The sequence below is a fragment of the Ensifer soli genome (genome assembly GCF_041928815.1).
GTDB lineage: Bacteria > Pseudomonadota > Alphaproteobacteria > Rhizobiales > Rhizobiaceae > JBHFEI01.
Genome location: NZ_JBHFEI010000047.1, coordinates 1 through 3576 on the forward strand (window position 1 = coordinate 1; position 3576 = coordinate 3576).

Annotated in this window: 4 protein-coding genes; 2 read left to right on the top strand and 2 right to left on the bottom strand. The window is 64.0% G+C overall.

Annotated features, from left to right (window positions below; translation table 11 throughout):
- Both ACEVQ6_RS23480 and ACEVQ6_RS23485 read left to right on the top strand, forming a co-directional pair.
- Positions 1-224, top strand: a 224-nt coding sequence (locus ACEVQ6_RS23480) for a hypothetical protein (protein WP_374891466.1), incomplete at its 5' end; no start/stop codon positions are given.
- Positions 225-627: 403 nt separating this feature from the next.
- Positions 628-1539: a MurR/RpiR family transcriptional regulator gene (locus ACEVQ6_RS23485; RefSeq protein ID WP_374891467.1), complete on the top strand. Its 912-nt coding sequence runs from the start codon at positions 628-630 to the stop codon at positions 1537-1539.
- A 22-nt stretch (positions 1540-1561) separates the two neighbouring features.
- Here ACEVQ6_RS23485 and ACEVQ6_RS23490 read toward each other — a convergent pair whose 3' ends face one another.
- Both ACEVQ6_RS23490 and ACEVQ6_RS23495 read right to left on the bottom strand, forming a co-directional pair.
- Positions 1562-2284 (bottom strand): HAD family hydrolase, encoded by a 723-nt coding sequence (locus ACEVQ6_RS23490; RefSeq protein WP_374891468.1) that lies wholly within the window; start codon positions 2282-2284, stop codon positions 1562-1564.
- 2 nt (positions 2285-2286) lie between these two features.
- Complete coding sequence (locus tag ACEVQ6_RS23495) at positions 2287-3168, bottom strand: class II fructose-bisphosphate aldolase (RefSeq protein WP_374891469.1); 882 nt, start codon at positions 3166-3168, stop codon at positions 2287-2289.
- Positions 3169-3576 lie beyond the last annotated feature (408 nt).

The following is a 3576-nucleotide window of genomic DNA, read 5'->3' on the forward strand; positions in this document are numbered from 1 at the left end:
CAACGCACGCGACGGCGCATTCGGATGCCTCGTCTCTCCTGCCATCAAAACTTTCTCCCGTCATTGCCACGTTCTTGCGATGGCTTTTCCTAACACTGCCCCGGAGTGTTGTCGAGAAAATTTTCTCCAAAAATTGCGAACCTTGTTTTCCGGGTGAAACGAGAGGAAATGCGCAGGCAAAGCTGGCGGGACAGCCTGATATCCTCATGAAAAATATGACATAAGTGACAGAGTTCTCGACAGCGTCTTCCGGTGGATGATCGCCGAGGATCGCGCAAGGCGGCGGTTCCCGAGCGAATTCCCGCGCGATGGGCGAAAGTTTCCTGAAAATTTCTTACTGGAATGGCAGCGTCGCTGGCGCTCGCTCGCGGCCGCGGCGGGCCCGCCGCCTGCCCGCGCCACGCTCCATGGGACGCAGCGCTTCCCGACAGGGATCAGGCCTCATCGCGCGCGGCGGCGGCCACACCGTCCCATTTGAAGAAACGCCGCCGAAAAACTTCAGCGGGATAAATCACGCACAGGCAAGGTGGAAACTTTTCTTCGTCGCCAATGAGTGTTACCGAATAGAATGTCGGTCGTCATCACCGCCGGCGACACCATTCGATGCCACTTACTGCGGGTTCCTACATGACGACGACATCGGCGGCCGACCGGGAGAGCAAGGGCGACCTTCTGCAGCGCATCCAGGAGCGCTACGGCACGCTGAGAAAGTCCGAGCGGATCGTCGCGGATTTTCTGCGCGAGAACGCCGGAACCCGGCTCGATTCCTCGATCACCGAGCTCGGCCGCACGCTCGGCGTCAGCGAGGCGACGATCAGCCGCGTCAGCCGCGCGCTCGGCTATGACGGCTATCCCGACATGAAGCTGTCGCTCGCCGAGGGCACGCGCAACCGGGCGAACGCCTATGTCAACATCCCGCCGGAGATCGACGGGTCGGACTCGCTGGTGACGACGAGCGACAAGCTCGCCACGCTGCTGATCTCCGGCCTTGCCGGCACGCAGCGCATGCTCGACGCGCAGCGGCTGGAGCTTGCCGTCGAGGCGCTGGTCAAGGCGCGCAAGATCGTCTTCGTCGGCGTCGGCGGCGCCGCCTCGATCTGCGACGAGGCCGCCCACATGTTCATCAAGGCCGGCTTCGACGCGTCCGCCTATCGCGACGGCTATACGCAGACGATCATGGCGGCGACGCTCGGCGCGAGCGACGTGATGGTCGGCATTTCCCATACCGGGACGACCGACACGGTCGCCCGCGCGCTGAAGCTCGCGCGCGAGAACGGCGCGACGACGATCGCCATCACCAGCGACGCGGACTCCGGCGTCGCCAGGGCCGGCAACGTGTCGCTGACCACCTGGAGCTCGACGCAGCCGCTGGTGCCGCTACATGGCGACTTCCTCGAGGGCCGGATCAGCCAGCTCTTCCTGATCGATCTTCTCTATGTGGGAACGCTGTTCCGCGCCGGCGCCCGCACGGCGGAAACCCTGCAGAAGACCGGGGCGGCCCTGGAGAAATGGTACCGGCGCGGCGGCGAAAGCGCCTGAACCCCGCCGGTACCGCGTCCGATCAGGCCGAGACCGTCGCCGCGCGTCCCGCGACCAGGTCCTTGCAGGCGGGGATCGTGACGTTCCCGGCATCGAGATCGTCGACGACCCGGTCGGCCAGCGAGAAATCCTCCTCGCCCGTGTAGGAGGAGACCGTGACGATACAGTTCATGCCAGCGGCCTTGGCGGCGCGAAGCCCGTTGTTGCTGTCCTCGATGACGACGCAGTTTTCCGGTGCGAGCTTCAGCGTCGTCGCTGCGAGGGTGTAGATGTCCGGCGCAGGCTTCTTCTTGGCGACGACATCGCCGGCGAAGACGGTGATCTTCTTCGAGCGCTCCGGCCCGAGCATGACGTCGACCACGGCCTGCACCGCCTTCTCGTTCGAGGTCGAGCAGACGGCGAGCGTGATGCCGTCTGCGATCGCCTCGTCGACGATGCGCTCGATGCCGGGCCGAAGCGGCAGGGCGCCGGTCGAGATCAGCCGCATGAAGATCTCGGTCTTCAGCCTGTGCATCGAGGCGATCAGCGCGTCGCGGTCCGGATGGGAGGCTGGCCAGCCGGTCTCGTCGAAATGCCGGCGCATGCGCTCTTTGCCCCCGGCGGTGAGCAGCAGTTCGCCGTAGCGCTCGACGCTCCAGACGGTGTCGAGGCCGAGTTCGGCGAAAGCCTCGTTGAAGGCGACGCGGTGGCCGTCGCGCTCGGTGTCGACCAGCACTCCGTCGCAGTCGAAGATCAGCGCTTCCATGGTCACGCCTCCGTGCCTGCGGCATGGGCCGCCTTGCCGGCCGAGCCGAAGGCGTCGATCATGTCGAGCACGTCGCGCTTCATCGCCTCGTACTGGCCGACGATGAAGGGCAGCGGCTCCTCGAGCTTCGGCTTGTCGGCACGCACCTGCAGGAAGCCGTCGATGTAGCGGTGCTTGTGCATGGTCGAGATGTTGACCTTGGCGCAGCCGCCGGCGATGCAGCGGTCGAACTGTTCCTGGCTGAGGCCCGTGCCGCCATGCAGCGCGATCGGGATCGGGATGGTCGCGGTGATCTTCTCCAGAAGGTCGTAGGCGATCTTCGGCTGGCCCTTGTAGAAGCCGTGCGCCGTGCCGATCGCCGGCGCGAAGACGGCGAGGTTCGGCATGCCTTTCACGAACTCGACGCATTCGTCGTAATTGGCGAGGATCGCCGCGTCCTCGGCGACGAACTTGTCGTCCTCGACGCCGCCGATCGCGCCGATCTCGGCCTCGAGCCCGACGCCGGCATCCTCGGTCATGCGATAGACGGCCTCGGAATTCGCCTTGTTCTCGGCGAAGGGAAGGGAGGAGCCGTCGAACATCACCGAGGTCCAGCCGGCCTCGATGCATTTGGCGATGACGTCGACGTCGCTGCAATGGTCGAGATGCAGGGCCACCGGTACGTCGACGCCCTCCGCCAGCATGCGCACCCAGGTAGCGATCGGCTTGAAGCCCCAGTGCTTGATGGTCTTGACCGAGACCTGGACGATCATCGGCGCCTTCTTCTCGGCGGCGCCCTCGATGATGGCGCGGGCGCTGTTGTAGTCGATCATGTTGAATGCGGCGATACCGTAGCGCGCGGCCTGCGCCCGCTTCAGCATCGGTCCCATCGAAACGAGTGCCATCCCTGTTGTCCTCTCCATGCTGGCGATGAGCGTCGCGGCTCGCGGCAGACCCCGCCGCGTTCGCCGGGCGGGGCATTGCTTCACGGGTAACGGCAAATCGGGTTTTTGTAAATAATTTTCTCAGACACCAGCGCTTGAAAACCAGGACAATCCGCTGATTCTTATTCAATCGATTGTAGGCCGCCGCCTCCGCGCCGAGCCTCGACCTGCCGCGCTGACGGAATTTTCGTGAAAATCCTGAAAACTATTTCCGCACAGCCGAAGGCGAAGGACGAAAAACGCCGCCCGGCGGAAGGCCGGGCGGCGCGCATCATGCCATCACGTCAAGCGACTTACTGTTTTGTCCAAGATTTGACGAGTTCGTCGTAGTTTACGGTGATGGGTTTTTCCTTTTCGTTTTCGATCTTG